The 26,531-nt window shown below is 66.5% G+C and carries 24 protein-coding genes; 16 read left to right on the plus strand and 8 right to left on the minus strand.

Going from position 1 to position 26,531, the window contains the following annotated elements:
• Positions 1-595: 595 nt before the first annotated feature.
• Both C438_RS02855 and C438_RS02860 read right to left on the minus strand, forming a co-directional pair.
• Positions 596-1,654 carry a glycosyltransferase family 4 protein gene (locus tag C438_RS02855; RefSeq protein ID WP_004967749.1) on the minus strand — a complete coding sequence of 353 codons (1,059 nt, stop codon included), beginning with the start codon at positions 1,652-1,654 and terminating at the stop codon, positions 596-598.
• 191 nt (positions 1,655-1,845) lie between these two features.
• A complete protein-coding gene (locus tag C438_RS02860; protein ID WP_004967750.1) occupies positions 1,846-2,925 on the minus strand; it encodes a DUF354 domain-containing protein in 1,080 nt (359 codons plus the stop codon).
• 450 nt (positions 2,926-3,375) lie between these two features.
• On the opposite strand from C438_RS02860, the gene C438_RS02865 reads away from it, so the two are divergent.
• The 10 genes from C438_RS02865 to C438_RS02910 all read left to right on the plus strand — a co-directional run bounded on the left by C438_RS02865 (position 3,376) and on the right by C438_RS02910 (position 14,314).
• Positions 3,376-3,963 (plus strand): metal-dependent hydrolase, encoded by a 588-nt coding sequence (locus C438_RS02865; protein ID WP_004967751.1) that lies wholly within the window; start codon positions 3,376-3,378, stop codon positions 3,961-3,963.
• Positions 3,964-4,145: 182 nt separating this feature from the next.
• Positions 4,146-4,721, plus strand: coding sequence for an acyltransferase (locus C438_RS02870; RefSeq protein WP_004967752.1), 576 nt, complete (start codon positions 4,146-4,148; stop codon positions 4,719-4,721).
• A complete protein-coding gene (locus C438_RS02875) occupies positions 4,718-5,821 on the plus strand; it encodes a DegT/DnrJ/EryC1/StrS family aminotransferase (protein WP_004967753.1) in 1,104 nt (367 codons plus the stop codon). The genes C438_RS02870 and C438_RS02875 overlap by 4 nt, the downstream gene beginning before the upstream one ends.
• A complete protein-coding gene (locus C438_RS02880; protein WP_004967754.1) occupies positions 5,818-6,894 on the plus strand; it encodes a Gfo/Idh/MocA family protein in 1,077 nt (358 codons plus the stop codon). Before C438_RS02875 ends, C438_RS02880 begins: the two co-directional genes overlap by 4 nt.
• A complete protein-coding gene (locus C438_RS02885) occupies positions 6,891-8,327 on the plus strand; it encodes a nucleotide sugar dehydrogenase (RefSeq protein ID WP_004967755.1) in 1,437 nt (478 codons plus the stop codon). The genes C438_RS02880 and C438_RS02885 overlap by 4 nt, the downstream gene beginning before the upstream one ends.
• Positions 8,324-9,409: a non-hydrolyzing UDP-N-acetylglucosamine 2-epimerase gene (wecB, locus tag C438_RS02890; protein ID WP_004967756.1), complete on the plus strand. Its 1,086-nt coding sequence runs from the start codon at positions 8,324-8,326 to the stop codon at positions 9,407-9,409. Before C438_RS02885 ends, wecB begins: the two co-directional genes overlap by 4 nt.
• Positions 9,402-10,406, plus strand: a complete 1,005-nt coding sequence (locus tag C438_RS02895) for a polysaccharide deacetylase family protein (RefSeq protein WP_004967757.1) — start codon at positions 9,402-9,404, stop codon at positions 10,404-10,406. The genes wecB and C438_RS02895 overlap by 8 nt, the downstream gene beginning before the upstream one ends.
• Before the next feature lie 96 nt (positions 10,407-10,502).
• A complete protein-coding gene (locus tag C438_RS02900; RefSeq protein ID WP_004967758.1) occupies positions 10,503-11,816 on the plus strand; it encodes a hypothetical protein in 1,314 nt (437 codons plus the stop codon).
• Positions 11,817-12,111: 295 nt separating this feature from the next.
• The gene (locus tag C438_RS02905; RefSeq protein ID WP_004967759.1) at positions 12,112-13,200 is read left to right on the plus strand and encodes a lipid II:glycine glycyltransferase FemX; all 1,089 of its coding nucleotides are present in this window, start codon (positions 12,112-12,114) and stop codon (positions 13,198-13,200) included.
• A 76-nt stretch (positions 13,201-13,276) separates the two neighbouring features.
• Positions 13,277-14,314 carry a lipid II:glycine glycyltransferase FemX gene (locus C438_RS02910; protein ID WP_004967760.1) on the plus strand — a complete coding sequence of 346 codons (1,038 nt, stop codon included), beginning with the start codon at positions 13,277-13,279 and terminating at the stop codon, positions 14,312-14,314.
• 39 nt (positions 14,315-14,353) lie between these two features.
• Here the strand turns inward: C438_RS02910 and C438_RS02915 are convergent, their stop codons facing one another.
• On the minus strand, positions 14,354-14,650 hold the full coding sequence (locus tag C438_RS02915; protein WP_004967761.1) for a winged helix-turn-helix domain-containing protein: 297 nt from the start codon (positions 14,648-14,650) through the stop codon (positions 14,354-14,356).
• A 431-nt stretch (positions 14,651-15,081) separates the two neighbouring features.
• On the opposite strand from C438_RS02915, the gene C438_RS02920 reads away from it, so the two are divergent.
• Both C438_RS02920 and surE read left to right on the plus strand, forming a co-directional pair.
• Entirely contained in the window at positions 15,082-16,005 is a 924-nt protein-coding gene (locus tag C438_RS02920; protein WP_004967764.1) for a DUF6920 family protein, read from the plus strand.
• Between the two features lie 30 nt (positions 16,006-16,035).
• Positions 16,036-16,911 (plus strand): 5'/3'-nucleotidase SurE, encoded by an 876-nt coding sequence (gene surE / locus C438_RS02925; protein WP_004967765.1) that lies wholly within the window; start codon positions 16,036-16,038, stop codon positions 16,909-16,911.
• 26 nt (positions 16,912-16,937) lie between these two features.
• Here the strand turns inward: surE and C438_RS02930 are convergent, their stop codons facing one another.
• Positions 16,938-17,342, minus strand: a complete 405-nt coding sequence (locus C438_RS02930) for a CBS domain-containing protein (RefSeq protein ID WP_004967766.1) — start codon at positions 17,340-17,342, stop codon at positions 16,938-16,940.
• 185 nt (positions 17,343-17,527) lie between these two features.
• Between C438_RS02930 and msrA the strand changes: the two genes are divergently transcribed.
• From msrA to C438_RS02945, 3 genes are all read left to right on the plus strand, one after another.
• Complete coding sequence (msrA, locus tag C438_RS02935; protein WP_004967768.1) at positions 17,528-18,061, plus strand: peptide-methionine (S)-S-oxide reductase MsrA; 534 nt, start codon at positions 17,528-17,530, stop codon at positions 18,059-18,061.
• Positions 18,062-18,704: 643 nt separating this feature from the next.
• Entirely contained in the window at positions 18,705-19,529 is an 825-nt protein-coding gene (locus tag C438_RS02940) for a ParA family protein (RefSeq protein WP_004967769.1), read from the plus strand.
• The gene (locus tag C438_RS02945; RefSeq protein ID WP_004967770.1) at positions 19,522-20,106 is read left to right on the plus strand and encodes a hypothetical protein; all 585 of its coding nucleotides are present in this window, start codon (positions 19,522-19,524) and stop codon (positions 20,104-20,106) included. The genes C438_RS02940 and C438_RS02945 overlap by 8 nt, the downstream gene beginning before the upstream one ends.
• A gap of 664 nt (positions 20,107-20,770) precedes the next feature.
• On the opposite strand, the gene C438_RS02950 is transcribed toward C438_RS02945, so the two are convergent.
• Positions 20,771-22,021, minus strand: coding sequence for an orc1/cdc6 family replication initiation protein (locus C438_RS02950; protein WP_004967771.1), 1,251 nt, complete (start codon positions 22,019-22,021; stop codon positions 20,771-20,773).
• Between the two features lie 974 nt (positions 22,022-22,995).
• On the opposite strand from C438_RS02950, the gene eif1A reads away from it, so the two are divergent.
• Entirely contained in the window at positions 22,996-23,280 is a 285-nt protein-coding gene (eif1A, locus tag C438_RS02955; protein WP_013035036.1) for a translation initiation factor eIF-1A, read from the plus strand.
• A gap of 209 nt (positions 23,281-23,489) precedes the next feature.
• Here the strand turns inward: eif1A and C438_RS02960 are convergent, their stop codons facing one another.
• The 3 genes from C438_RS02960 to C438_RS02970 all read right to left on the minus strand — a co-directional run bounded on the left by C438_RS02960 (position 23,490) and on the right by C438_RS02970 (position 26,498).
• Complete coding sequence (locus C438_RS02960; RefSeq protein WP_004967772.1) at positions 23,490-23,966, minus strand: YbaK/EbsC family protein; 477 nt, start codon at positions 23,964-23,966, stop codon at positions 23,490-23,492.
• A gap of 62 nt (positions 23,967-24,028) precedes the next feature.
• Entirely contained in the window at positions 24,029-25,144 is a 1,116-nt protein-coding gene (locus C438_RS02965; RefSeq protein ID WP_004967773.1) for an aminotransferase class V-fold PLP-dependent enzyme, read from the minus strand.
• A 16-nt stretch (positions 25,145-25,160) separates the two neighbouring features.
• On the minus strand, positions 25,161-26,498 hold the full coding sequence (locus tag C438_RS02970; protein WP_004967774.1) for a M20 family metallopeptidase: 1,338 nt from the start codon (positions 26,496-26,498) through the stop codon (positions 25,161-25,163).
• Between the last annotated feature and the right edge of the window lie 33 nt (positions 26,499-26,531).

A 26,531-nucleotide genomic window follows, 5' to 3' on the forward strand; every position in this document is an offset into this window, starting at 1 on the left:
TTTCAGACGAACCCTTGTGGGGTTGAAGCGCTCGTCGACGTCGTCGACGACGACGCTCGGAACGTTTCAGACGAACCCTTGTGGGTTGAAGCCGTCGGTAGCGGAGCCGGGTGGTCTTCGGGGGTGACAGTTTCAGACGAACCCTTGTGGGGTTGAAGCATTTGGAACCTCTCGACGGGCGCGCGTCGAGGCCCGCGTTTCAGACGAACCCTTGTGGGGTTGAAGCTGTCCGCGCCGTCAGCATCGCCCGAGGCCGCTACGTGTTTCAGACGAACCCTTGTGGGGTTGAAGCACGGGGTCGCCCCCGCCCGGCATCCCGGACTCGGAGTGTTTCAGACGAACCCTTGTGGGGTTGAAGCACGGGGTCGCCCCCGCCCGGCATCCCGGACTCGGAGTGTTTCAGACGAACCCTTGTGGGGTTGAAGCCCCTCAACGGAGGTATGCGCGGTGTCGGTCTCGTCCGCGTTTCAGACGAACCCTTTCGGGATTGAAGCGTCAGCTGAGCTACCGTCCGCTTGAACCGAGCGCGACTCAGACAATCGGGGCGGTCGACGGTCAGCGGCGAAAAACCACGCGAAAGAAACAGACCTCGACGCTACGCCGCCTCGGCGTACATCGCCACCAGCTCGTCCGCGTTCGACTGCCACGAGTAGCGCTCTTCGATGGCCGCTCGGTTCGTCCGACCCATGCGGACGGCTTCCTCGGGATTGGAGACGAGTCGGGCGAGCGCCCGCGCCAGTTCCTCGGCGTCGCCGGGTGTGACGAGAATCCCGCGGTCGTCGGTGATGACCTCGGGGATACTGCCGACGGGCGTGGTCACGATGGCGTTGCCGCCGGCCATGCCTTCGAGCATGGCGATGGGAAGCCCCTCCGCGTAGGTCGGGAGGACGAACACGGTGCCGCGGCTGATGAGGTCGCGCTTGTCTTCCTCGGAGAGGAAGCCGAGGTACGAGACGTTGTCGTGGGCGGCGGCGACCGCCTCGGCGCGGTCGGCGTGGGGGCCGCGGCCGCCGATGCTCACCTCGAAGTCGAGACCGGGCGTGGATTCGAGTATCTCGACGGCGTCGAGGAACTCGCGGATGCCCTTGCGCTCGATGAGGTTCGAGACGAAGACGAGGTGGACGGGGTCGGTCGGGTACGTCGGGTCGTACTCCGCGGGTTCGACGGCGTTGGCCATGACGTGGACTTTTTCCTCGCCGGCGAGGCGGGAGACGAGCCCGCGCCAGTACTCGGAGAGGACGACCACGTCGTCGACGGCGTCGAAGACGAGCGACTGGAGTCGGCGGACGGCCCGCGAGTCGGTGGCGAGGAAGTCGTCGAACGACGAGCCGTGGATGTGGAAGACGACGGGGACGCCCCAGACGTACTTCGAAAACAGGGCGAAGAACGCCGCGCGGTAGAACGAGTAGGTGTGCGACGAGTGGACGTGGACGATGTCCGGGCGTCGCTGGAAGGGAAACAGGGTGACGGCGACGAGCGACGAGAGGAGCATCCGCGCGGCGAGTTCGAGCCCCTCGCCTTTCGGCGCGGTGTAGCGCGTGTAGACGCGCACGTCCATCCGGTCTTCGAGGTAGCGACGCTGTTCGGTGATGTATCGGTCGATGCCGCCGGTGCCTTTCGGGCCGACGATGAGGAGTGTTTGCTTGGGCTTCATGGGTTGGTTCTGCGGGTCGTAGTCGAGGAGTCGCGGACTCCGACTCCGAGTCGCGGGACGCGTCGAGGCGGGCGCGAGCGCGCGCCGGTCGATACGCGAAAATTGGGCGGTTCGGGGGTTAGTTATGGGTCGATTGACCGCCTTCTCGGGGACAGAATCACCGGTTGGGGCTTCGATGGCGCCGGCGACGACTACGCCGGGACGGTGTGTCGCGTCAGCGAGTCCACCGTCTCGACGGAGCCGTAGTTCAGCGCCACTTGGACGATGACGTCGGTGAGGTTGACTTTGTCCGCGAGGAACGCGTCGCGCTTTTCGGCCCAGCGGGCCTTCGCGCCGTCGTCGGCGAGGAGTTCCTCGGCGCGGGCCATCACGTCGTCGAACGACTTGAGGTTGGAGATGAGCCCCTGCCGTTCGAGTTCGACGAAGTTGCCCATGTCGTCGTCGCCGACGAAGGAGTTCGACCGGATGGCGGGCGTCCCGAGGAGCGCCGCCTCAGTGACCATGGTCTGGGTGTCGGCGACGAGCAGGCTCGCCTCGGCGAGCACGTCGTGGACGAGCGCGGGGTGGAAGTCGAACGGGCGGGTATCGAGGTCGCCGTCGCGGCGCTCCTCGCTCTCGTCGAGGACGAAGACGGTCGCGCGCTCGCCCAGCATCGAGATGAGTTCGCGGCGGCGCTCGGGCGTAAAGCCGCCGTGGCCGACATCGTGGTGCGAGCCGAACGCGTTGAACCGGACGACGACGAACTGCTCGTCGGGGTCGAGGCCGAGTTCGGCCCGGATGTCGACCGAGGGCTCGTACACGTCGGGGTGGAGATACGCCGTCTCTTTGAACCCGCGGAACTGGTAGTGGTTGTCCGCGAGGTCCTTCCCGAAGGTGTGCGGCGTCAGAATCGCCTTGGCGAACGGCCGGGAGACGACGTGGTCCAGCGAGGTCGGCTCGGAGTCGAGGAGAAGGACCACGGGCGTCCGCGAGACGGCTCCCGCGTGGGCCGCGTAGCCGCCCATCCCGAAGATGAGGTCGGGCTTGAATCGCCGCACGGCGCGGAAGATGTTGACGTAGTGGAACGGGAGCGATTTGAAAAGCGAGTACTTCGTCGTCCCGCAGGAGCCGTAAATCTCGTGCGGGAGCTCGTAGTATTCGAGGAGGTCTTTGGTACAGCCGTAGTCGCGGCCGAGGACGAGCACGTCGTGGCCCATCGCCTGAAGCTCTCTGACGGCGTACTTGTAGAGGTGAACGTGCGCGGGCGTGTTGGTGAAGAACAGGTATCGCATACTCTCTGGCGGTTCCACGCGCCCCGCGAGAGTAGTTATACGGCGTCTACCCGCCGACTCCGGTCGAATCGACGCCCGTTCCCGGCCGCGAAAATCGCCCCGGAGTCGTTACGGTCGCCATAACAAAATCCGGACGAGCACTCGGGTTCCCTGACCGGGCGCTCGCGCGCCGTTTCGCCTCCTCCGCACCCGACGCGGACAGAACATCCGCACCCGACGCGGGAGGACGTCTCACCCTCCACGACCGACCGCGACGCGCCCCACAAACCAGATGTCCCAGACGCCTATCCCCACACACCCCCCGCGACGACGACCCGCCGACACGGACGCGACGACGCGGGGTCACTCGACCGGAACGACGAACCGCCGGCACGCGACGGCGGCTCGACCGACCGCAACGACGGGCCGACCGACCGCAACGACGAGCCGACCGACCGGGAGCGACCGCTGATGTTCCCGTGGGAACACGCCGCCGTCGGCTACATCCTCGTCTCGCTGTGGGCGCGGGTGACCGGCCGGAAACTCGACGGCTGGGCCGCGCTGGCGGTGCTCGTCGGAACGCAGTTCCCCGACCTCGTCGACAAGCCGCTGGCGTGGTCGTTCGGCGTCCTCCCGAGCGGTATCTCGATGGCGCACTCGATTCTCGTCTCGGTTCCGTTCTCGATAGTCGTCGTGGCCGTCGCGCGGCGCTACGGGGCGACGACGGTCGGGGTCGCGTTCGCCCTCGGCTACCTCTCGCACATCCCCGCGGACCTGCTGTACAACGGCTTTTTCTTCGGGAACTACGACGTGATTCGGGCGTTCCTCTGGCCGCTGTCCCACGGGAGCGAGTCGTCGATGGGCGGCTTCTTCGCCCAGACGTGGTTCTACCTGCGCCGGTTCGTCGTGTTCCTCCGCCGGCCCGAGGCGTGGATTCTGGTCGCGTTCGAACTCGCGTTGCTCGGGAGCGCCGTCTGGCTCTGGCTCGGCGACGGCGCTCCCGGCGTGGGGCTTCTCAAGCGCTCTGTGACCGGAATCCGCCGCGGCGTTACGAAGTGACTGCGACCGGAATCCGGGCGGCAATCACTCCATAACAAAGCCCTCACCGAGACTGAATTTCGCTAAGGCAGGCAGACTCCCCGCCGACATGATATGAGATTCCAGATTTTCCAGTCGACCCGGCCGACCGCCGAGTCGACACAGACGGCCGACGGAGCGCGACCGACGCGAGGTGGACGCAGATGAGCGCCGAGGTGGGCGTCGAGTCCCACGTCGACGACGGCGTCACCATCGGCTACGGCGACGGCGACGACCCGGTCATCGGCGACCGGGCGCGAATCCGCGCCGGCACCATCGTCTACGACGACGTGACCATCGGCGACGACTTCGTCACCGGCCACAACGTCCTCGTCCGCGAGCACACGACCATCGGCGACGAGGTGCTTCTCGGGACCGAGACGGTCGTCGACGGCACCACGACCATCGGGTCGCGCGTGAGCATCCAGACGAACGTCTACATCCCCACCAACACCCGCATCGGCGACGACGTGTTCGTCGGGCCGGGCGTGGTGATGACGAACGACCCCTATCCGGTCCGCACCGACGCGGAACTGGTCGGGCCGATAATCGAGAACCACGCCTCGATCGGCGCGAACGCGACGCTCCTCCCCGGCGTGACCGTCGGCGAGGGCGCGTTCGTCGCCGCGGGCGCGCTCGTCGTGAACGACGTGCCGCCGCGAACCCTCGCCGTGGGCGTCCCCGCCGTCCACCGCGAGCTACCGGAACAACTGCGGGGAGAAAACAGGATACGACGATGAGTTCAGACCACATCCCCATCGCCGCGCCCCAGCTCGGCGCGGCCGAACGGGACCGAGTTGCCGCCGTCCTCGAAAGCGGCATGATAGCCGACGGCCCCGAGGTTCGGGGCTTCGAACGGGAGTTCGCCGACTACTGCGGGGCCGACCACGGCGTCGCCACCTCGAACGGGACGACGGCGCTCCACGCCGCGCTCCACGCCCTCGGCGTCGGCCCCGGCGACCGCGTCCTGACGACGCCCTTCACGTTCATCGCGACGGCCAACGCCGTCGCATTCACGGGGGCCGAGGTGGGCTTCGTCGACATCGACCCGCGGACGTACAACATCGACCCCGACGCGCTCGAAGCGCGGCTCAGAGCCGGCGAGCAGGTGGACGCGGTCATCGCGGTCCACCTCTACGGCCTCCCGGCGGACATGACGCGCCTCGTGGAACTCGCCGAGGAGTACGACTTCCTGCTCGTCGAGGACGCCGCGCAGGCCCACGGCGCTGAAGTCGAGGGACGCCGCGTCGGCTCCTTCGGCGACGCCGCGTGCTTCTCGTTCTACCCGACGAAGAACATGACCACGAGCGAGGGCGGGGTGATTACGACCAACCACGCCGAGGTCGCCGAGCGCGCCGCCCGGTTCGTGGACCACGGCCGCGTCTCCGGCTACGAACACGCCGAGGTCGGCCACAACTTCCGCATGACGAGCATCGCCGCGGCCATCGGCCGGGTCCAGCTCGAACGCCTCCCCGAGTTCACGCGCGCGAGGCAGGCCAACGCCGCCGCGCTCACGGAGTACCTCGAAGAGTCGCCGGTCACGACGCCCCACACGCCGCCGGACCGGACCCACGTCTTCCACCAGTACACCGTCGCCTGCGACGGTATCGAGCGCGACGCCCTCAAGTCGTACCTCGACGCGAAGGGCATCGCCACGGGCGTCTACTACCCGAAGCCCGTCCACAAGCAACCCGCGTACGAACACCTCGCGGTGTCGGCCCCCGTCGCGGAGGAAGCCGCGGAACGGGTGCTTTCGCTCCCGGTCCACCCCGGACTCAGCGAGGCCGACGTGGAGCGCGTCGGGACTGCGGTCGCCAACTACGCGGAGGTGGCGAGGTGAGCCGAGAACCCGCCGGGCTCCGCGCCGACGGCGGTCACGAGCGCCCGGTACGAGCGGGCGTTATCGGCGTCGGGTCGATGGGAACCAACCACGCGCGGGTCTACGCGGAGCTTCGCGACGTCGAACTGGTCGGCGTCGCCGACGCGGACGTAGACCGCGCCGCAGAGGTCGCCGCCGACTTCGGCACCGACGCGTACGGCATCGAGGACCTGCTCGACCGCGTGGACGTGGTGACGGTCGCGGTGCCGACGCCCTATCACGAATCGGTCGCCCGGCAGTGCATCGACGCCGGCGTCCACGCGCTCGTCGAGAAACCCTTCGTCGACGACCTCGACGCGGGCGCTGAGTTGGCCGCGCTCGCGGAGGACCGCGGCGTCGTGCTCCAAGTCGGCCACATCGAGCGGTTCAACCCGGCCGTCCGCGCCCTGCCCGACCTCCTCGACGGCGTCGACCCCATCGCCATCACCGCGAACCGGCTCGGCCCGCCGCTGAACCGCGAGATGGGCGACGGCGTCGTCATGGACCTCATGATTCACGACATCGACGTGGTGCTGTCGCTGGTGGGCGCGGAGGTCGACCGCGTGGCCGCGACCGCCACGCCCGACGAGCAGTACGCGACGGCGCAGTTGACCTTCGAGAACGGCGTCATCGCCTCGCTCACGGCGAGTCGGCTCACCCAGCAGAAGACGCGGACGCTCGATATCACCGCGCGCGACCGGCTCATCCGGGTCGACTACCTGAACCAGTCGGTCCAGATTTTCCGCCAGTCGCGGCCGGACTACCTCCGGGACAACGGGGGCGTCCGCTACCGCCACGAGGTGGTCATGGAACAGCCGATGATTTCCACCGGCGAGCCGCTGAAGCGCGAGCTACAGGCGTTCGTCGACGCCGCGACCGACGGCGGCCCGGTCCTCGTCTCGCCGGCCGACGGCCTGCGCGCAATCGACCTCGCCCGGCGCATCGAGGCCGACGCCGAATCGACGGTTCGGAGCGTCGAGACCGCTGAGAACGCGGAGAACGCGGAGACCGCTGAGAACGCGGAGAACGCGGACTCCTCGGAGGGCCGGCAATGAGCCGCGAGCGACCCGGACTGTACGGCTCCGACCGCTCGCCCGACGAACAGACGCGGGCCCTGCGCGCCGGCGAGGTCCCCGTCGCGGTGTACGGCCTCGGCAAGATGGGCCTCCCGCTGGCGGCCGTCTACGCCCGCGCGACGGGCAACGTCACCGGCGTCGACATCAGCGAGGACGTGGTCCGCGGCGTCAACGACGGCGAGTGCCACGTGGCGAAGGAACCTGGACTGCCCGAACTAGTCGCCGAGCAGTCCGAACGCGGCGCGCTCCGGGCGACCACCGACGGCGTCGCCGCGGCCGAATCCGCGGCGATTCACGTCATCATCGTCCCGACCCCGCTGACCGACGACCGCGACCCCGACCTCGCGGCGTTCGAGGCCGTCCTCGACAGCATCGCGCGGGGACTCGCGCCCGGCGACCTCGTCGTCGTCGAGTGCACCGTCCCGCCGGGGACGAGCAAAGACCTCGTCGTCCCGTACCTCGCGGACCGAAGCGGCCTCTCGGCCGGCGAGTTCGGCGTGGCGTTCTGCCCCGAGCGAACCTCGTCGGGGCGAGCGCTCCGCGACATCACCGAGTCGCACCCGAAAATCGTCGGCGGCGTCGACGCCGAGAGCACCCGCGTCGCGGCGCTCGTCTACGGCGAGCTAACCTCGAACGAGGTGATTCCCGTGCGCGACGCGACGACCGCGGAGGCCGTGAAGCTGTTCGAGGGCGTCTACCGCGACGTGAACATCGCGCTCGCCAACGAGCTCGCGCGGCTCCGCGACGACCTCGGCATCGACGTGACCGAGGCCATCGACGCGGCCAACACCCAGCCGTACTGCGACATCCACGCGCCCGGCCCGGGCGTCGGCGGCCACTGCATCCCGTGGTACCCGTACTTCATCACGAGCCGAGTCGAGGCCGAGACGCCCCTGCTCCTGACCGCCCGCGAGGTCAACGACAGCATGCCGGCGTTCACCGCCGACAAACTCCGCGACGAGTTGGCCGCGGCGGGACGCGAGATTCGGGGCGCGACCGTCGCCGTCCTCGGCGTCACCTACCGCCCCGGCGTCGCCGAGACCCGCGCGACGCCCGCCGCGGGCGTCATCGACCGGCTGAACGACTTCGGCGCGACCGTCCTCGCGGTCGACCCGATGCTCTCCGACGAGGTCGTCGCGTCCTTCGGCGCGACCCCCGTCGCGCTCGCCGACCTGCCGACCCGCGCTATCGACGCGGCCGTGGTCGTCACGCCGCACGAGGAGTTCGACGGCATCGACTGGGCCGCCTTCGACGACCTCGTCGTCGTCGACGGCCGCGGCACCCTCGGCGACATCGGCCACCGCGTGTACGAAATCGGCGGCGGGCCGCGGGGCGAGTCGGCAAAGGCCGACGCCGACGACGTCGACCCCGAGATTGCGGCCGACTCGGCGCACGGGGGGCCGGGCCGATGAGCCGTCTCAAGGTGCTCTCGGTCGTCGGCGCGCGCCCGCAGTTCATCAAGGCGTTCCCCGTCTCCGACGCGCTCAGACGCGACCACGACGAGGTGCTCGTCCACACCGGCCAGCACTACGACGAGTCGATGTCGGGCGTGTTCTTCGACGAACTCGACATCCCGGAACCGGACTACAACCTCGGGGTCGGCTCGGGCGGCCACGCCGCCCAGACCGCCGAGATGATGACCCGGCTGGACGCCGTCGTCGCCGACGAGGCCCCCGACGTGGTGCTCGTCTACGGCGACACCAACTCCACGCTCGCCGCGGCGCTCGTGGCCGCGAAGCGCGACCCCGCGCTGGCGCACGTCGAGGCCGGCCTGCGGAGCCACAACTGGGAGATGCCCGAAGAGGTCAACCGCGTGCTCACCGACCACTGCTCGGACCTGCTGTTCGCGCCCTCCGAGTCGGCCGCCGAGACGCTGGCGAGCGAGGGCATCCGAAACGGCGTCTCCGTCACCGGCGACGTGCAGTACGACGCCGTCCTCCGGGTCCGCGAGGCCGCCCGCGAGCGGTCGTCGATACTCGCCGACCTCGACCTCCGAGACGGCGAGTACGTCCTCGCGACGGTCCACCGCGCCGCCAACACCGACGACCGCGACCGCCTCGAAGGTATCGTGGAGGGGCTCGTGTCGTCAGAACTCCCGGTCGTCTTCCCGGTCCACCCCCGGACCGAGGGGGCGCTCGAAGAAAGCGGTCTCTGGCCGCGGCTCGCCGACGCCGAGAACGTCGTCCTCGTGGAGCCGGTCGGCTACCTCGATTTCGTCCGCCTGCTCGACGGCGCGGAGCGCGTCGCCACCGACTCCGGCGGCGTCCAGAAGGAGGCGTTCTACCTCGACACCCGGTGTCTCACGCTCCGCGACGAGACCGAGTGGACCGAAACCGTCGACGCCGGCTGGAACGCCCTCGTCGGCGCGGACGCGACCGCGATTCGGGCGGCGCTGGCCGACGACGACCCGCTCCCGGAGAAGCCCTCGCTGTACGGCGACGGGAGCGCCGCCGAGCGAATCGTCGCCGCGCTCTCGGAGTACGAGTATGCGTGAGCGAAAGGAGAAGGGCGATTCGGGCGCGCGAGGTGACCCCCGCGTGACCCGCGCGGAACCGAGCGAGTCCGGGCCCGGCTTCGCGGTCTGTCTGACCCACGACGTTGACCGCCCGTACAAGACGTATCAGGGGCTGTACTACGCGGCGAAGTCGAACCCCGGCTACCACCTCAGGACGCTCCTCCGGCGGGAGAACCCCTACTGGCAGTTCGAGGAGGTCATGGCGCTCGAACGCGACCTCGGCGTCCGCTCGTCGTTCTACTTCCTCAACGAGCCGAGCCTCCTCGAAACGGGGTCGCTTTCGGACTGGCTCGAACCGAAGAACTGGGTCGAACACCTCGGCCGGTACGACCTCGATTCGGCGTCGATAGCCGACGCCGTCCGCGACCTCGACGGGGGCGGCTGGGAGGTCGGCATCCACGGCTCGTTCCGGTCGTGCGACGACTTCGACCGCCTCCGGACCGAAAAGCGCGAACTCGAAGCGGTGCTCGGCCACGAGGTCGTCGGCGGCCGCCAGCACCACCTCAAACTCGGGCCGAACACGTGGCGCTACCACCGCGAACTCGGCCTGAAGTACGACGCCAGCCCCGGATCGAGTTCGGAAAACGGGTTCCAGCACGGCTACCGGCCGTTCAGACCCTTCGACGACGACTTTGTCGTCTTCCCGCTGACGCTGATGGAGGTGTCGCTTCCCGACCCCGGGTCGGCGTTCGACGAGGCGTGGGCCGAATGCGAGCGCCTCCTCGACGAGGCGGAGGCGAACGACGCCGTGATGACCGTGCTGTGGCACCCGCGGTACTTCAACGAAGACGAGTTCCCCGGCTACCGCCGGCTCTACCGCCGCATTATCGAGCGGGCGCTCGACCGCGGCGCGTGGGTCGGCCCCGTCGCCGACTACTACCGGACGTTCTTGGCCGAGCGTACCGATGAGGAATCGAGCGAGACGGAGACCGAAAGCGCGACCGCCGGTGACGCGGGTCGCTCGCCCTCCCCCTAGAATCCGGCGTCGTCGGTCGGTATCGGCCCCATAACAAAGCCGCCAGCGGGCTTCCTCTCGGACAGCCAATACCCCTCAGAGAGGCTATTCTGTATCATGAATCCATCACCGAAACAGTATCACCGCGACGGCGACGCCGACGCAGAGCGACTCCAGCGGTACGTCGACGTGCTCGACGACGTGCTCGACTACGCCCGCGAACGCGACTACAAGGGCTGGGACTACGGCGACGGCATGAGTAGCAGGCTCTTGCTTTCGGTCCCTATCGACAACCGCTGGTTCAACCTCGCGGTCCAGGAGTTCATCAAGCGCTCGCCCGTCAACGTCCGCCCGCTGTTCCTCGTCGAGAAGCGCCGGAACTTCAAGGGCATCACGCTGTTCGCCATGGCGAACCGGACCCGCGCCCAGTTGGCCGAGTGGTTCGACGGCGACCGCCCGGCGGAGACGTACCGCGACGACGCGGCGGCGCTGACGGAGTGGCTCGTCGAGAACCAAGCCAAGGGCTACAGCGGCTTCGCCGGCAGTCACCGCCACGTCATCCAGCACATCTCCGGTCGCAACGGCCCGCGGTCGGGGATTCCACACTCGCCGAACATCGTCTCGACGGCCTACGGCGTCAAGGCGCTCCTCGCCGGCCGCGAGTTCGACCCAGACTACCCGGACATCGCCAAGACCGCCGTGGACGTGATGCTCGAGGACCTCAACTACCGGCCGAAGGACGACGGCGCGGTCATGGACTACTACCTCTCGCACCCGAAGGACAGCTACACGCTCAACGCGCTGGCCATCGGGGCGCGGCTGTTCGTCGAACTGTACGACCACTTCGGCGACGAGGAACTGCTCGAACGCGCCGAGAAGGTGTACGACTTCGTCGCGTCGAAGCAGACCGACCGCGGCGGCTGGTACTACCGCGAGCCCGCGAGCGCCTCGCACCTCTCGATGGACAACCACCACAACGGCTTCATCGTCGAGTGCTTCCAGCGCTACGAGCAGGTCGTCGGCAGTGGCCGGTACGACGAGACGCTCGAACGCGGCCTCGACTTCTACGCCCGCGAGCTGTTCGACGAGGACGGCGCGCCGAACTTCGACGAGGAGCACCCCTACCCGCGTGACATCCACGCGACGGCGCAGGGCATCCTCGTGTTCACCTACGCGGGCCAGTACGACCGCGCCGAGCGCGCCATCGACTGGGCGCTGGCGAACATGTACGTCCCGTCGGAGGGTCGGTTCTACTTCCGCAAACACCGCTTTTACACCAAGCGCATGACGCTCATGCGGTGGTGTCAGGCGTGGATGGCCTACGCCATCGCCGAGTACGTCGCCACCAGAGTCGCCGGGGAACCGACCCACGGCTACGGCATCGACGCCGACGGTATCGAGCGCCTACGGGCGGCGGCAGAGACTCCCTGAACGGCGGGCAGGCCGGCGCGAACGCCGGCTAGTCGCTTCATAACAAATCCCCGTCCTCCCGTCACAGTAGTTCGAGAATGTCTTTTCGAATGATACACGCCGACGCGGCCCGACCGGACCGCGGGTCGATTTACGGGGCCGCCGCGTCGGCCGGGGAATCGGCCGATTTCGGTCCGTCCGTGCGGTTTGAACGGGGAATCGGAAGCAGTCGAGTCGGGCGGGACGGTCGGGCCAGCCCCGCACCGTGTTGTCGAGGGTCACGGACGCAGTACGAACACCTGACGGCCCCCAGCCCATGACCATCGAAATCGCCGAGTTCGACCACCGCGACCGCGACGAGTGGGACACGTACGTCGAGCGGTCGAGTCAGGCCAGCCTCTTTCACCAGTACGAGGCGCTTCGGCTCCAGGCGAAGTACTCGAACTCGAAGCTCCACCTGCTTGTCGGCTATAAGACCGAAGAGCCGGTCGGCCTGTTCCCCGTCTTCGAGATTCGAAAGGGGCTGGTCAAGACGGCGTTCTCGCCGCCGCCGCACATCGGCGTCCCCTACCTCGGACCCGTGATGCTCGACGCCGGCAACATCAAGAGCCGCAAGTTCGAGCGCCGACGCAACCAGTTCATCGACGGCTGTACCGAGTGGATAGACGACCACATCGGCCCGAACTACACGCACGTCCGCGTGGGCGACTACTACACCGACATGCGGACGTTCCTCTGGGGCGGCTGTGACGTGTCGCCGAAGTACACCTACAACGTCGACCTGACCCGCGGCGAGGAGGACCTCCTCATGTCGTTCAGCCGGAGCGCCCGGCGGAACATCCGCGACGGGCGAAAGCTCGTCTCCGACATCGAGGAGGGCGACCGCGACGACATCTGTTCGATTCTCACGCTGGTCGAAAACCGCTACGAGGAACAGGACATGTCGTTCGACGTGCCGCCGCAGTTCGTCATGGACCTGTACGACTCGCTCCCGGCGGGGCAGGTCCGCCCCTACGTCTTCCGGTACGACGGGGCGTTCGTGAGCGGGATTCTCGTCCTCCAGTACGGGGACACGCTCTACCGCTGGCTCGGCGGCGTCCGGCCCCAGCGGGACTTCGGCATCGACGTCAACGACCTGCTGGACTGGCGCATCATGCGCGACGGGATGGACGCCGGGATGCGCCGCTACGACCTCGTCGGCGCGAACAACCGCCGGCTCAACCGCTACAAGAGCAAGTACAACCCCGAACTCGTCACGTTCTACCAAATCGAACACGGCGCGCTCCCGGTCAGGACCATCGCGCACCTGTACAAGAGCCGCCTCGGCCCCGGCATCGAGATGCTGTCCCGGGGAAACGGGACGAGCTTCCCGTCGCGGCTCGTCTCGGGGTTCCTCCACCGATGACGACCCGCCCGCCGCGCCGACCGACGCACCGACCGACGCACCGACCGACGACCACCCAACCACACGACCACGACACATGTCACAACTCCGTATCGAACCCCTGAGCCTCGACGAGTGGGGAGCCGCGCTCCCCTCGTCGGGCACCGAAGTCTTCCACACCCCCGCAGTGCTCGCCGCAATCGACGAGCACTTCGACGGCGAAATGCACCTGTTCGGCGTCTTCAAGGGCCAAGAGCCGGTCGCGCTGTTCCCGACGTTCGTCCGCCGGAACCCCCTCGGACGGGTCGTCGTCTCCCCGCCGCCGTCGATGGCGATTCCATACATCGGCCCGGTGATGATGCCGAACAGCCCGAAGCAGAGCGCCTACGAGTCGGTGAACCGCGAGTTCGCCGACCTCGTGGTCGAGGAACTCGGCATCCGCTCGAACCGGACGTTCGTCCGCCTGCTCTGCTCGCCGGCGTATCTCGACCCCCGCCCGTTCGAGTGGACCGGCTTCGCGGTCAAGCCCTCGTTTACCTACCGGCTCGACCTCGACGGGCGCTCGCTCGACGAGATACAGGCCCAGTTCAGTAGCAGTCTCCGCCGCGAGATTCGGCAGGCCCGCGACCTCGACATCACCATCGCGGACGAGGGACTCGACGGCGCTCGCGTCGTCTACGACGACGTGGTGTCGCGGTACGACGAGCAGGACGAACCGTTCGGGATGCCGTGGGAGTTCGTCGAGTCGCTGGTCGAGAACCTCGGCGACCGGTGTCGGGTGTACGTCGCCCGCGACCCCGACGGCGAGTACCTCAGCGGGATGATCGTCCCCTTCTCCGCCGAGGTGGGCTACTTCTGGCTCGGCGGTGCGCGCGGGGAGTACGACGGCGTCAGCATCAACAGCCTGCTCCACTGGACCATCATCGAGGACATCGTCGAAGACGAGGCGCTCGCGTCGGTCACGAAGTACGACCTCGTCGGCGCGAACACGGAGCGGCTCTGCAACTACAAATCGAAGTTCGGCGGCGAGCTCGTCCCGTACTACGTCGTCGAGTCGACCGGCGTCGGGATGAACCTCGCCAAGCGGACCTACCAGCTCCTGAGCAAGGGGTCCGAGCGAATCGCCACGAAGTGAGTCGTCCGGGTCGGCTCATCGGCCGCGAGACGACCGCTGTCACGCCATCTGCTGTGTTTGGATGACGTGCCAGATGTTCTCGGCGTCGTCGGTGATGCCGTACACCCGCCCTTTTCGGCGCTGTTCCGGGACGAGGAGTTCCACGAGCGAGCGGTCTCTGAGTTCCTGCAACGCCCGCGAGACGTGGGCGACCGCGCTCTCCGAATCGGTGGCGATCTGCGTCGGCGTCGCCGGGCCCTCGGAGAGCCGGTCAAGCACGGAGACGCGGTAGCGAGAGCTGATGACGAAGCCCACGTCGTCCCACGGCACGTCGTCGCCCCCGTCGACGGAGCTCACGCAACGCCCACCTCGCTCGCGGAGACGGGTCGGAGCGCAATCGAGTCGGAGCGTTCTCTCGGGGCCGTTCGGCGGCGAGCGGAGACGGCGGCCCGGTGGCGGCGGTCCGTATCGCTCGCGGCGGTCGCGGCGGTCGCGGCGGTCGGCGACGGGAGGACCACCGACGGTGGCGGAGACGTATCTTCCGAAAACAGGCGCATTAACGGGAGATTAACCGCGATGTCGGCGGGTGCCCGGCGTGCCGGCCGCATCGGTTCGGTGCGCATTCGTTCGTTAGTACGAACTTAATTACATAAAGTCGTCGTTTGAATTATATTCACGCGTTCGTGAGAGTCTCGGATGTTTGAACGTCTCGTTGACAGGAGTTTGGTCGATACCGACTCGCGAGAACGACGACGAGGCTCATATCCGTCTCACTCGTATCGGCCGGTATGGAACGGAATCGAACGCTCGGACGACTCGGCATCGCGGTTGCCGGCGGCGCGCTCGCCGTCGGCGTTCTCCTCGCCGCAATTCGGGCACGGGCCGACGACACGGCCGCCCGACTGCTGAATACGCTCCGGCGGGAGTACGCCGAATCGACCGAGAGAGACGAGACGGGGACTGACACACCGGATACCACCGACCTTCCCGCTCCGGTTCGACGGTATCTCGAACGCGTGCTTCCCGACGAACCTCCGCTCGTTCGGTCGGTTCGGCTCCGCCAGACGGGCGAGTTCAGACTCGGCGACGCGGACTCACCGTGGAAGCCGATGACGGCGACCCAGCACTACACGGTCGACCCGCCGGGGTTCGTCTGGGACGCCCGAATCGCCCTCGTGCCGTTCCTGTCGGTTCGAGTCGCCGACGCGTTCGTCGGTGGCGCGGGGACGCTCGAAGCGACGCTCCTCTCGGTGGTCACCGTCGCGGACGCCCCGCAGTCGCCCGAGTTGGACGAGGGCGAACTCTCCCGATACCTCGCCGAGATGGTCTGGTTTCCGACCGCGTTTCTCCCCGGCCACGGCGTCAGTTGGGAGCCGAGAGACGACCGTTCGGCCCGCGCGACGCTCTCCCACGGCGGGTCGACCGCGACCGTCGTGTTCCACTTCGACGAGACCGACGAGATAGCGCGGGTCACCGCGGACCGGTGGCGCGAGACGGGGCACGGCGAGTACGAGCGGCGTCCGTGGACGGGACGGTTCCGCGACTACCGCGAAGTGAACGGGATTCGGGTCCCCGCGGCGGCCGAAGTGGCGTGGACCCTCCCGACGGGCGACCTGCCGTACTGGCGGGCGACCATCGACGACGTGGAGTACGACCCGTTTTCGACGACGGGCCGGAAGGCGGCGACGCCGTCGGGTCCGAATCCGGAATAGCTACGGCGACCGGCGGAAATTCACGACCCGATGACCGACTCCCCGTCTCCGCTTCGAATCCTCCTCACCAACGACGACGGCATCGACGCGCCCGGCATCGCCGCCATGCGCGAGGAACTCACCGCCGTCGGCGACGTGACCGTCGTCGCGCCCGCCGAGAACCAAAGCGGGGTCGGCCGCGCCAGAAACGAACGCGCGGTCCGCCGCGACCACCCGTGGGGGTACGCCCTCGAAGGCACCCCCGCGGACTGCGTCGCCTACGGCCTTCGCGGCCTCGACGCGGACTTCGATATCGTCGTCTCCGGTATCAACGACGGCCCGAACGCGGGCAACTACGTCGTCGGCCGGTCGGGCACCGTCGGCGCGGGCGTCGAGGCCGCGTTCCTCGGGACGCCCGCTATCGCCGTCTCCAGCTACCACGCGCGGGACTTCTTCTGCCACCCGCCCGAGGAGTACGACTTCTCCCGCCCCGCGCGAGTCGCCCGCGCCCTGACCGAGCGCGTCTTCGGGACCGACGTGTTCGACGAGGTCGACCTCCTGAACGTCAACGCCCCGGCAGACGTGCCGAGCCCCCGGATGCGCGTGACCCGACCCTTCGCGGACTACGACCAGCAGGTCGACCACCACGCCGACGCCGGCGCGCTCCCGGACGGCGACCGCGAACACGACCTCGACGACGGCGAGGTCTACGTCCGACTGCAGGACGTCTCGTGGCCGGACGCCGTCGGCTTCGAGAACCCGTTCCCGCTCGACGACGAACACCGCGACCGCTATCCGGTCGGGAGCGACCGCCGCGCGATGGTCGACGGCGAGGTGAGCGTCTCGCCCCTCGCGGTCCACCACGGCAACGCGACGGACCCGCGGCTGGCGAGCATCGTCGAGAGCCTCTCCGAGCAGGTGGAGTAGCGCGGAGTCAGGCAGAAGAGACTGCGTTACGACCGCGCCAACTGTCCGGTCTGCGAGAGGTACGCGGCGAGGTCCGACGTGGCTATCATCCCGATGACGCCTTCCTCCTCGTCGACGACGGGCATGTGGTGAAAGCCGTGTTCGGTCATAGACTCCGCGACGGAGAGAATGGAGTCCTGTGCGCCCGCGGTAATCACGTCGGTGGTCATGTACCGCTCGACGGTCGTCTGCGCTTTCGGCTGGCTCTTGGCGACGATGTCGACGAAGTCGGTCGTCGTCAGGATGCCTTCGAGCCGGTTGTCCTCGTCGACGACGATGACCGAACTGATGTTGTTGTCGAGAATCAACTGCGCCGCGTCTTCGACGAGCGTGTCTGGGGTGACCGTGTGGAGGTTCGTGGACATGAGCCTCGCGACGAATACGTCTTCCATGGTAATTGCTGACAGACAGAGCGGATAAATGTTGGCTTCGCGTACAGTTTGGTCGGGAAAACTCGCGTACGCGGCCGGGGCTCGCTCGTCAACCACCGCTGGGTTCGCGGTCGTCGACGAGTGCGGGCCCCGGCCGCGACTGCCCCCGCCGCGGGGCTTAATTCCTCGGCGACGTAACCGGGGCTATGGGAAGCACACAGACTGCGACGTTCGGCGGCGGCTGTTTCTGGTGCGTCGAGGCCGCGTTCAAGGAACTCGACGGCATCAGCGAGGTCACGTCGGGCTACGCCGGCGGCGAGACGGAGAACCCGACCTACGAACAGGTCTGTTCGGGGAACACCGGCCACGCCGAAGTCGTGCAGGTCGAGTACGACCCCGCAGTCGTCGGCTACGACGAACTGCTCGACGTGTTTTTCGCGGTCCACGACCCGACGCAACTCAACCGACAGGGGCCGGACGTGGGGACGCAGTACCGCTCTATCGTCCTGTTCCACGACGACGAACAGGAGCGGCAGGCGTCGGCCTACATCGAGGCGCTCGACGAGGAGTACGACGACGACGTCGTCACGGAGTTGGTCCCGTTGGAGACGTTCTACGAGGCCGAGGAGTACCACCAGGACTACTTCGAGAAGAACCCCAACGACGCGTACTGCCAGTTCCACGCGAGCCCGAAAGTCGAGAAGGTCCGCGAGAAGTTCGCCGACAAACTCGCCAACTGAGTCGGACGCGACCGCCGAGAGGTACACCACTATGTCCGCAGTATCCTCGGTCGAGCGACACTGAATACCCATTTTCTTCGGTTCCAGTGCGAATCGGATGCCGGTCGGAGACGACGTTCGAACAGTCGAAACTGGACGGACTGTGAGGGCGGCGCGAACAGCGGAGGCAGTCGAAACCGCCCACGCGGTGTGCACCGCTCGCGAGGTTCGCACGGTTCCCGAGTTTTAGAATTCACAGACACTCTACAAATTGTAGAAATTGTGAAATTCATAGACGGTCTGCACCGCGGGAGATTCGTGCACTGCGAGAACATCAAAGAGTTCGGACGATGTTCGAGAATCGGACACGTCGAGCGAAGCGGAGACTGTTCAGGTCGGAACGGAGACGAGTCACTGGGCGTGAATCTGCGGTTTTTACAATTTTTAAAATTTCTAAAAATTGTAGAATGTGTAGAATGTAGAAGCAGTCCTAACGGTTCAAAAGTCGTGGATAAAATTATGTGGCACGCCGCGGAAGGTCAGTTCGAGCCCTCAAATGTCCGCACAGCTCGCAATTCAAACGGAGTTTGCACCGCTCAGACAGCAGACACAGCGTACACTGTGTACAATTTGTGGAAATCGCTCTTCGACGGGGGGCCGATAAGTGTCGCGAGCCGTGAGCGTCTCCCTCCAGAAGGGAGGGGTTGGAAAGACGACGATTGCCATCAACCTCGCGGACGCGCTCGCCGCGCGGGGCAACGACGTGCTGTTGGTCGACCTCGACCAGCAGGGGAACGCGACCGAGGGCGTCGGACTGAAAGACGCCTACGAGTCGTCGGAGCCGAACATCGGCGACGTGCTGACCGACGACGACCCCATCGACGTACACGAGGTGATACGCGACCGCGAGAGCTTCGACGTGCTTCCCTCGCACGTCGACCTCGACGACATCGAAGACCGCGTTCGGAACTCGACGTTCGGCGTGCTCTGGGTCCGCCGCCGAATCGTCGACCCGCTTCTCGGCGACGACTACGACTACATCGTCATCGACTCGCCGCCGAGCCTCGGCCCGCTTTCCGACGCGGCGCTCATCGGAACCGGGAACGTCGTCGTCCCGCTCCTCATGAGCGAACCGAGCGTGAGCGGCTTCGAGCGGATGTTCGAACAGCAGATCGGGCCGATTCGCCGCGAGGTCGACCTCGACATCCTCGCCATCGTCCCGAACGACCTCACGGGGAACAACGAGGAAAAACGTATCATCCGCAACCTCGAAGACTCCCCCTTCGAGCGGTTCATCCCGCCGTTCGCCCACTCGGACCTGTTCGACGACCCCGACTCGAAGGGACCGGGAATCAGACACCGAATCGCGTTCAGTCGCGCCTGGCGCGACGGGAAGACGCTCCGGGAGTACGACCCATCGAACGACATGTTGGACCGACTCGACCAGCTCGCGGAAATCGTCGAGCGCGGAGGGACGAACGATGCCTAAGGAGAACCGATTCGCCGGCCTCGGCGAGGCGATGGAATCTGAGTCAGAGTCCGACGACGAGGAGGTTCCGGACGAAACCGCGTCCGACGCGCCCGAGACGTCAGATGCCGAACCGGGGGTCGAGTCTGAGACCGCGGACGAATCCGAGTCGGAAGACGCGAGCGAGGAATCGGATGGCGGCGACGAGAAGCAGAACGGTGACGGCGAGAGTGACGAAGGCGAAGAGCCAGACGAAAGCGACGAACTAGGCGAAAGCGAGAAACTCGACGAGGCCAAGGAAGCGGCCGAGTCGGACACGGGAGAAGAGAGCGCAGTCGCCGACGACACGGAACAAGCGACGAAAGCGGAGGGCGGCCCGGCGTTCGAGTTCGAGGCGACGACCGCAAAGAGCATCTACGTCCGAACCGAGACGCTCGACCGACTGGACGACGCCGAGTTCGAAGTCGAATCGCTCCTGCGCCGGGAACACGACGTGCGCGACCTGACCGGCCGCGAGTTCCACGACGCACTCGTTCGCGTCGCCGCCGAGTACCCCGAAGAAATCGCCGACGCCGTCCTCGAAACTCGCGACGAGTGACGCGCGGCGGCCCAGCGAGCGAGACGAGTAGACGGGGAACGGTTCGGGGCAACGATTTCGCGCGCGAAGAGCGCGAGGAAGGAAAGCCGAGTGGCTGTTCGAACACCCGAAGAACAGCGGACAACGTGGTGTTCCAGACGGAGGGCTCCGTCCGAGTATCGGGCAGTCGGTGACGAGTGAGTTCGGAGCTGAGACGAACGACAGTCGAACACCGTCGCGTCCGCTGTTGTCGAAGACGCGATTTCACGGGCAGATTACGCGCGTCGAAAGGCGCGACGCCGAACACCAGCATGTCCGCTGTTATCCCGATAGAAGCCACGAATAGAGGCGCTATCGCTGAGATAGGACGTCGTGGACGGATTGGTACACCACAATGTCCGCTGTTCTAGTAAGCGGCGAAAATAGCCGATTACCGCGGACATGGTGGTGTTCAAAGCGGCCGGGAACTGGCCCCAAAGAGAACTCGGCGCGTCCGACGAACGCTCGTTTCGAGACGCGCGTTACGAGAGTTACTCAATTAGTAGTCAGTTCCGCGCGGAACAGGCAGTGTCGGAACGCGGGGGAGAACCGTTTTGTCAGTCCGTAACGCGCAGGAGAGCACCGCTTCGGCGACCGGACGCGAAACCGACACCACGATGTCCGCAGTAATCGCAGTCGATGTCGCCTACTGCTCGATGAAGTCGTCGAGCGTGCTCGTCTTCTCTCCGTCGAGGAAGGGTTCGACCGTCTCGTGGACGCCCACGAGTTCGATGGTATCGCGCATGGCCGAGACGATGAGCCCGACGTCCATATCGAGGGCGTACTCGCGGTACGTTCCGCCGCGACGGCCTTCGTTTCGCTCGGTGACTGAGACGATGCCGAGCATCGCGAGTTCGCTGAGGTGGTCGCGCATCCGTCGCGGGACGAGCGGGTCTCGGTTGGCGAGTTCGGTAAAGCGGGTGTAGCGGGGGCGAACGTCGCGGGAGCGAATCGGCGTCTCGTCTTCCAGTTCGAGCGTCAAAAGCGAGTAGAGAACGAGGTGACCGTGTTCGGTCAGGCCGTTAATGCCCTCTTTGATGCGGCCGCGTTCGAGGGCGCGCCGACCGCGCTTGACGTGTTCTTCCTCGATGCGGTCGGTGTCGTCGTCGCGGGCCAAATCGCCGGCTTTCATCAACAGGTCGATGGACTGGCGGGCGTCACCGGCGTCTTTCGCGCCGTAGGCGGCACAGAGCGGAATCACCTCGTCGGCGAGGACGCCCTCGCGGAACGCCACTTTGGCGCGCTGTTCGAGGATGGCGCGGAGGTTCTTGGCGTTGTACGCGGGGAAGTGAATCTCCTGTTCGCACAGGGAGCTTTTGACTTTCGGCGAGAGGTCGTCGCGGAACGAGAAATCGTTGGAGATGCCGATGAGGCCGACCTTCGCCGCGTCGAGGTTCCCGTTGGCCCGCGCTCGCGGGAGTTGATAGAGGATGCTGTCGTCGTTGACGTGGTCGATTTCGTCGAGGACGATGATTATCGTCCCGCCGCAGTCGTCGAGTTCCTGCCAGAGCATCTCGTAGACGGAGCCGAGCGGGTAGCCCGTCGTGCTGATCTGGTTCGACTCCGACCGGAACTCGTTGACGAGTCGAGTGGCGATCTGATACGAACTCGTGAGTCCGTCGCAGTTCAGGAAGACGACGGTGAGGTGGATGTCGTCGTAGTGGCTCGCGTCCTCGCGGAGGTGACCGAGTAGGTACCGCGACGCCGCGGTCTTGCCGACGCCGGTCTTCCCGTAGAGGAAGATGTTGTTGGGCTGTTCGCCGTTGATGACCGGTTGGAGTGCGGCCTGAAACGTGCGGAGTTCCTCGTCACGCCCCACGAGTTCCTCGGGCTGGTAGTCCTCCCGGAGGGCGTCCCTGTCCCGATAAATCTCGGTGTCCCGCTCGAATAGGGGCATACTACCACGGTTCGACCACTTCATTGATAAAACCACCGCGTCCGCAGTGTCCGCTGTTCTCGTCCTTTATATAGATTGGCGGGAACACACCCCCTCCACTTTGTCCGCTGTTCTGGGAGACGAGGGTGACAAGTGGTTCAACTGGACGCTTCCGCTTGTTTTTAATTAGAGAAAGATTTATTATACTGTAATTTAAACTAAGTCCGTAATACAGGCAATTATAATAGTTGTATAGGGGCTGTCTGCGGACCGCTCTTTTCGTTCACGCCTTTGGAACTATAAACTAATCCGACCGGTCGGAACCCGACGGTAGAGAACCGGCTCACGACGATGGGGGGTACCGCCTCTCACCGAGAACAGCGGACAAAGTGGTGTGAGTGTTCCCCGTCTCACGCCGTCTCGTCCCCCTCGTTCACACTCGCCGAGAACAGCGGACAACATGGTGTCCGTGTCAACACCCACCGAACAGTTCCCGACCGCTCGTTGACACGGGTCGTCACACAACCGCGTGGTTAGTCTCGTCCGGTCGAGTCGACCGACTTCTTCGCTCGTCTTCGACTCCCGACGGAATCTGTTCTCCGTGACTCTGCGAAGCTCCGTGAATCGGTGAACGCGTCTTTTCAGGGGCTGAGACGACGAATAACTGCGGACAAAGTGGTGTTGTAGGGGAATCATCGAGACTCTCGTCGCACTCGCCCCCGCTCTCAGCGACGACCCAGCGATGCCCGACCTCTAACATGACTCCCCTCACATGACTCTCAACTAACATGATTCGCCACGAACGAGACTTCCAACGGAACCTCGGACGATCCGTGTGGGTTGCACCCACGCACCACTTCCCCTGCTACCGGCCAATCTGTCGAAAAACAGCGGACAACGTGGTGTTCGAACCCCCAACCATCCAGTTTCAACGCCGTGACATTTGGTATCACGAGTATCCGATAAGTTATCCGTCTCCGTCCCCGAGCAAGAATGTGAGTGAAAATCAAGGGCGTCGAAACCTTCGAATGCCCAACGACAACGAGCTGTTCGCAGTCGTCACAGAGCACAACGGTGGCAACCACGTCCGAATCCGCTGTGAAGACGGAAAGAACCGCATGGGCCGCATCCCCGGCCGCATGAAGTACCGCACGTGGATTAACGAGGGCGACGTCGTGCTCGTCGAACCGTGGGACTGGCAGGACGAGAAAGCCAACATCGAATGGCGCTACACCGGCGAGGACGCGGACCAGCTCCGGCGCGAAGGCCACATTCAGTAATCATTTTCTCCGAAAGGAGAGTTTATCTTACTCGACGCACCAGCCGCGGCGCTCCGGTCGTCTCGCAGTAGTTTTGCGGCAGTTTCACCGTTTCTCTCCGGCGATGCGAACTCCGTTCCGACGGTGAAGAACAGCGGACATCGTGGTGTTGTGCTCGCCGCGGTCGGTGGTGGAGCGTGCCGGGTGTTCGCCTCGATTCTGCTCCCGTCTCACTCGAACACGTCGACGAACCGCGGTTCGGAGAGCGCCCGTAGGTCGTCCGGCGTGAGCCGGAACACCGCCTCGGGCGTCCCCGCGGCGGCCCAAATCCGGTCGAACGACTCGAACGTCGGGTCCGCGAGGACGGGACAGTCCGTCGCGTGGCAGGTCGGCGGCACGCCGCCGATGCTCCAGCCGGTCGCCTCTTTCACTTCGTCGGGGTCGGCGCTTCGAACCGAGCCCTGTTCGACGCCGAACTCGGAGCCGAGCGAGCCTTCGTCGACGCGGTTCGCACCGCTCGTGAGGACGACGACCGTCTCGTCGCCCACGCGCATCACGATGCTCTTGACGATTTGGGCGACGTCACAGCCGACAGCCGCCGCCGCGTCATCGGCCGTCTTGGTCCCCTCGGGGAACTCCTCGATGGTCGCTTCGAAGCCGTGAGAATCGCGTACTTGGTCGGCGAACTTGCGTGCCGTGGGATGCATGCCCGGGGCTTCCGCGTCGGTGGATATGAACGTTTACCGCCGTGGCAGATACTGCGCTGAACCTACCACTCCCCGTCGAGTCCGTCGCGAAGCGCCGCCACGTCCGACTCGTCGTTGAAGTTGTGGAACGACGCGCGGACCGCCGTCGGCTCGGGAAGCGTCCGGACGACCACTCCCGCCGACTTGAGGCGTTCGACCGTTCCCTCCGGGTCGGAGACTTCGAACGAGACGAGCCCCGATTCGGGGTCGTGCGGGCTCAACAGCCTACCCTCGGGAACGGTTTCGATAAACCGGTTCGCGAGGTCGCGCACGTGTTCTTCGGTTCGGTCGAGGCCGACGCGCTCGGCGATATCGATAGCCTCCCGGAGCGCGACGTGCGGCGCGGGGTTGGTGGTTCCGACCTCGAAGCGTTTGGCCCCCGGCGCGAAGTCGAGGCCGTCGGCGTTCGGCTCCGTGACGCCGCGGTAGCCGACGGCGTGCGGTTCGATGTCTTCTGCGACCTCGCGTCGGACGTAGAGGAAGCCAGCGCCCCACGGCCCGAGTAGCCACTTGTGGCCCGCTCCGGCGACGACATCTGCCCCCCAGTCGTCCACGTCGACGGGGTACTGGCCGAACGACTGGACCGCGTCGACCACCGTCAGCGCGCCGGCGTCGCGGGCGATATCTGCGAGTTCGGTCACGGGGAGTCGCGTTCCGTAGTTCCACGTCAGGGCGCTGAAACAGACGAGTTTGGCGTCGGCGACGGCCTCGGCGTACTGGTCCATATCGAGCCGCCCCGCGTCGCTTTCGACGACGCGGACCTCGACGCCCTCGCGTTCGAGTCGCCGCCACGGGAGGATGCCCGCCGGGTGTTCGAGGTCGGTCCGGACGACCACGTCGCCCGGCTCCCAGTCGAGCGCGGTGGCGATGCGGTTGATGCCGTCGGTGGTGCTCTGGGTCAGCGCCACCTCCTCGGTCTCGGCACCGATGAACGCGGCCACGTCCTCGCGGACAGCCTCGTAGGCGTCGAACGCGGCCGGATAGGGACCGTCGTCGCCCGGCGACTCGTACTCGTGGTATTCGAGGAACTCGGTCGCCCGCTCCACGATGGGACGCGGACTCGGGCCGTGCGCGCCGGTGTTCAGATACGTGACTTCGTCGAGGGCCGGAATCGTCGTGCGGAGTTCGTCGGGTGTCATAGTGCGTTGTCGGGTGTCATCGCGAGTTCGTTTCTCGCCGGTCGCGCCGCGAAGGAGTCGTGTCTGCTGATGTCGCGCCTGTCGAATCAAACGTTCCGGTACCACTATCGAATTGCCGCAACAGCTCGTCGGGGAGGCGGGCGTACACCTCGGCGTTGCCGACGAGCGCCCCGACCGTGGTGAACTCGTCGACCGCGTGGGCCGTCTCAGTCCCCAGGCCGAACTCGACGGTCGGGATACCCGCGTTTCGCATCCGTTTCGCGTCGCCGCCGCCGGTCGCGCTTCGGCGGTACACGCGCCCGCCGGTGACGCTCTCGGCGACCGAACTCACGGCGTTCGCCAGCGCGTCGTCGGGGTCCTCGAACGTCCCGACCGACCAGTCGGCGTCCGAAATCTCGACGCCGTCGTGGCCGGCGACTACGTCCCGGACCGTGTCGAGAACCGCCTCCGTCTCGACGCCCGCCGTCACGCGAATGTCGAGGTTCGCCCGCGCCGCGGCGGGGACGACGTTCACCCGGTCGCCGCCCGAGAGGACGCCCAAATTGACCGACGGCCGCTCGAACAGCTCTCGCGCCGCGTCCGCGCCGAACCGCGGCGCGTAGTACTCGACGGACTCGTCGACGAGCGCCCGCACCGCGGGGTCGAAGTCGAACCGGACCTCGCCGAGCGTCGATTCGATGTCGTTCACGGCGCGGTAGAGCCGGTGAATCGCGTTCTCGCCGAGCATCGGCCGGGAGCCGTGGGCGGCGGTCCCCGTCGATTCGAGTTCCAGCCAGATGCTCCCGCGGTCGGCGACGGTCACCGAGTGGCAGTCGCTCTCGCAGGTCGTCTCGCCGATGACGCAGGCGTCCGCGTCGAGCCCGCGCCGGTCGAGTAGCGTCGGCATCCCCGCGTTCCCGGCGACTTCCTCGTCGCTCACGAACGCGAACACGAGGGTCGTCGCCGGCACCGTGTCGGTTTCGACGTACGCCTTCGCCACCGCGAGCATCGCGGCGACTGCCCCTTTCATGTCGGTCGCGCCGCGCCCGTAGAGCCGGTCTCCGACTCGCTCGCCGAGCGGGTCGCGCGTCCACTCGGACGCATCGAACGGGACCGTATCGAGGTGGCCCAGCAGGACGAGCATCCGGTCTGTCGCGCCCGGGAGCGTCGCCACGAGGTTCGGCTTCGTCGGGTCCGAGGCGACGCGCTCGGCGTCGATACCGAGGTCTGAAAAGAACGATTCCAGCCACGACGCGAGCTCCCGCGTGTCTCCCGGCGGGTTCTGCGTGTCGTGGCCGACGAGCGCCGCCGCGAGGCCGGCGACGTCCTCGCGGTGCTCGCGGAGGAAGGCGACGGCGGGTGGGTCGCTGGACATGGACTCTCTATCCGACCCTACGTACTGCCGACG

Origin of the sequence: Haloferax denitrificans ATCC 35960, from assembly GCF_000337795.1 — an archaeon.
In the GTDB taxonomy this organism is placed as follows: domain Archaea; phylum Halobacteriota; class Halobacteria; order Halobacteriales; family Haloferacaceae; genus Haloferax; species Haloferax denitrificans.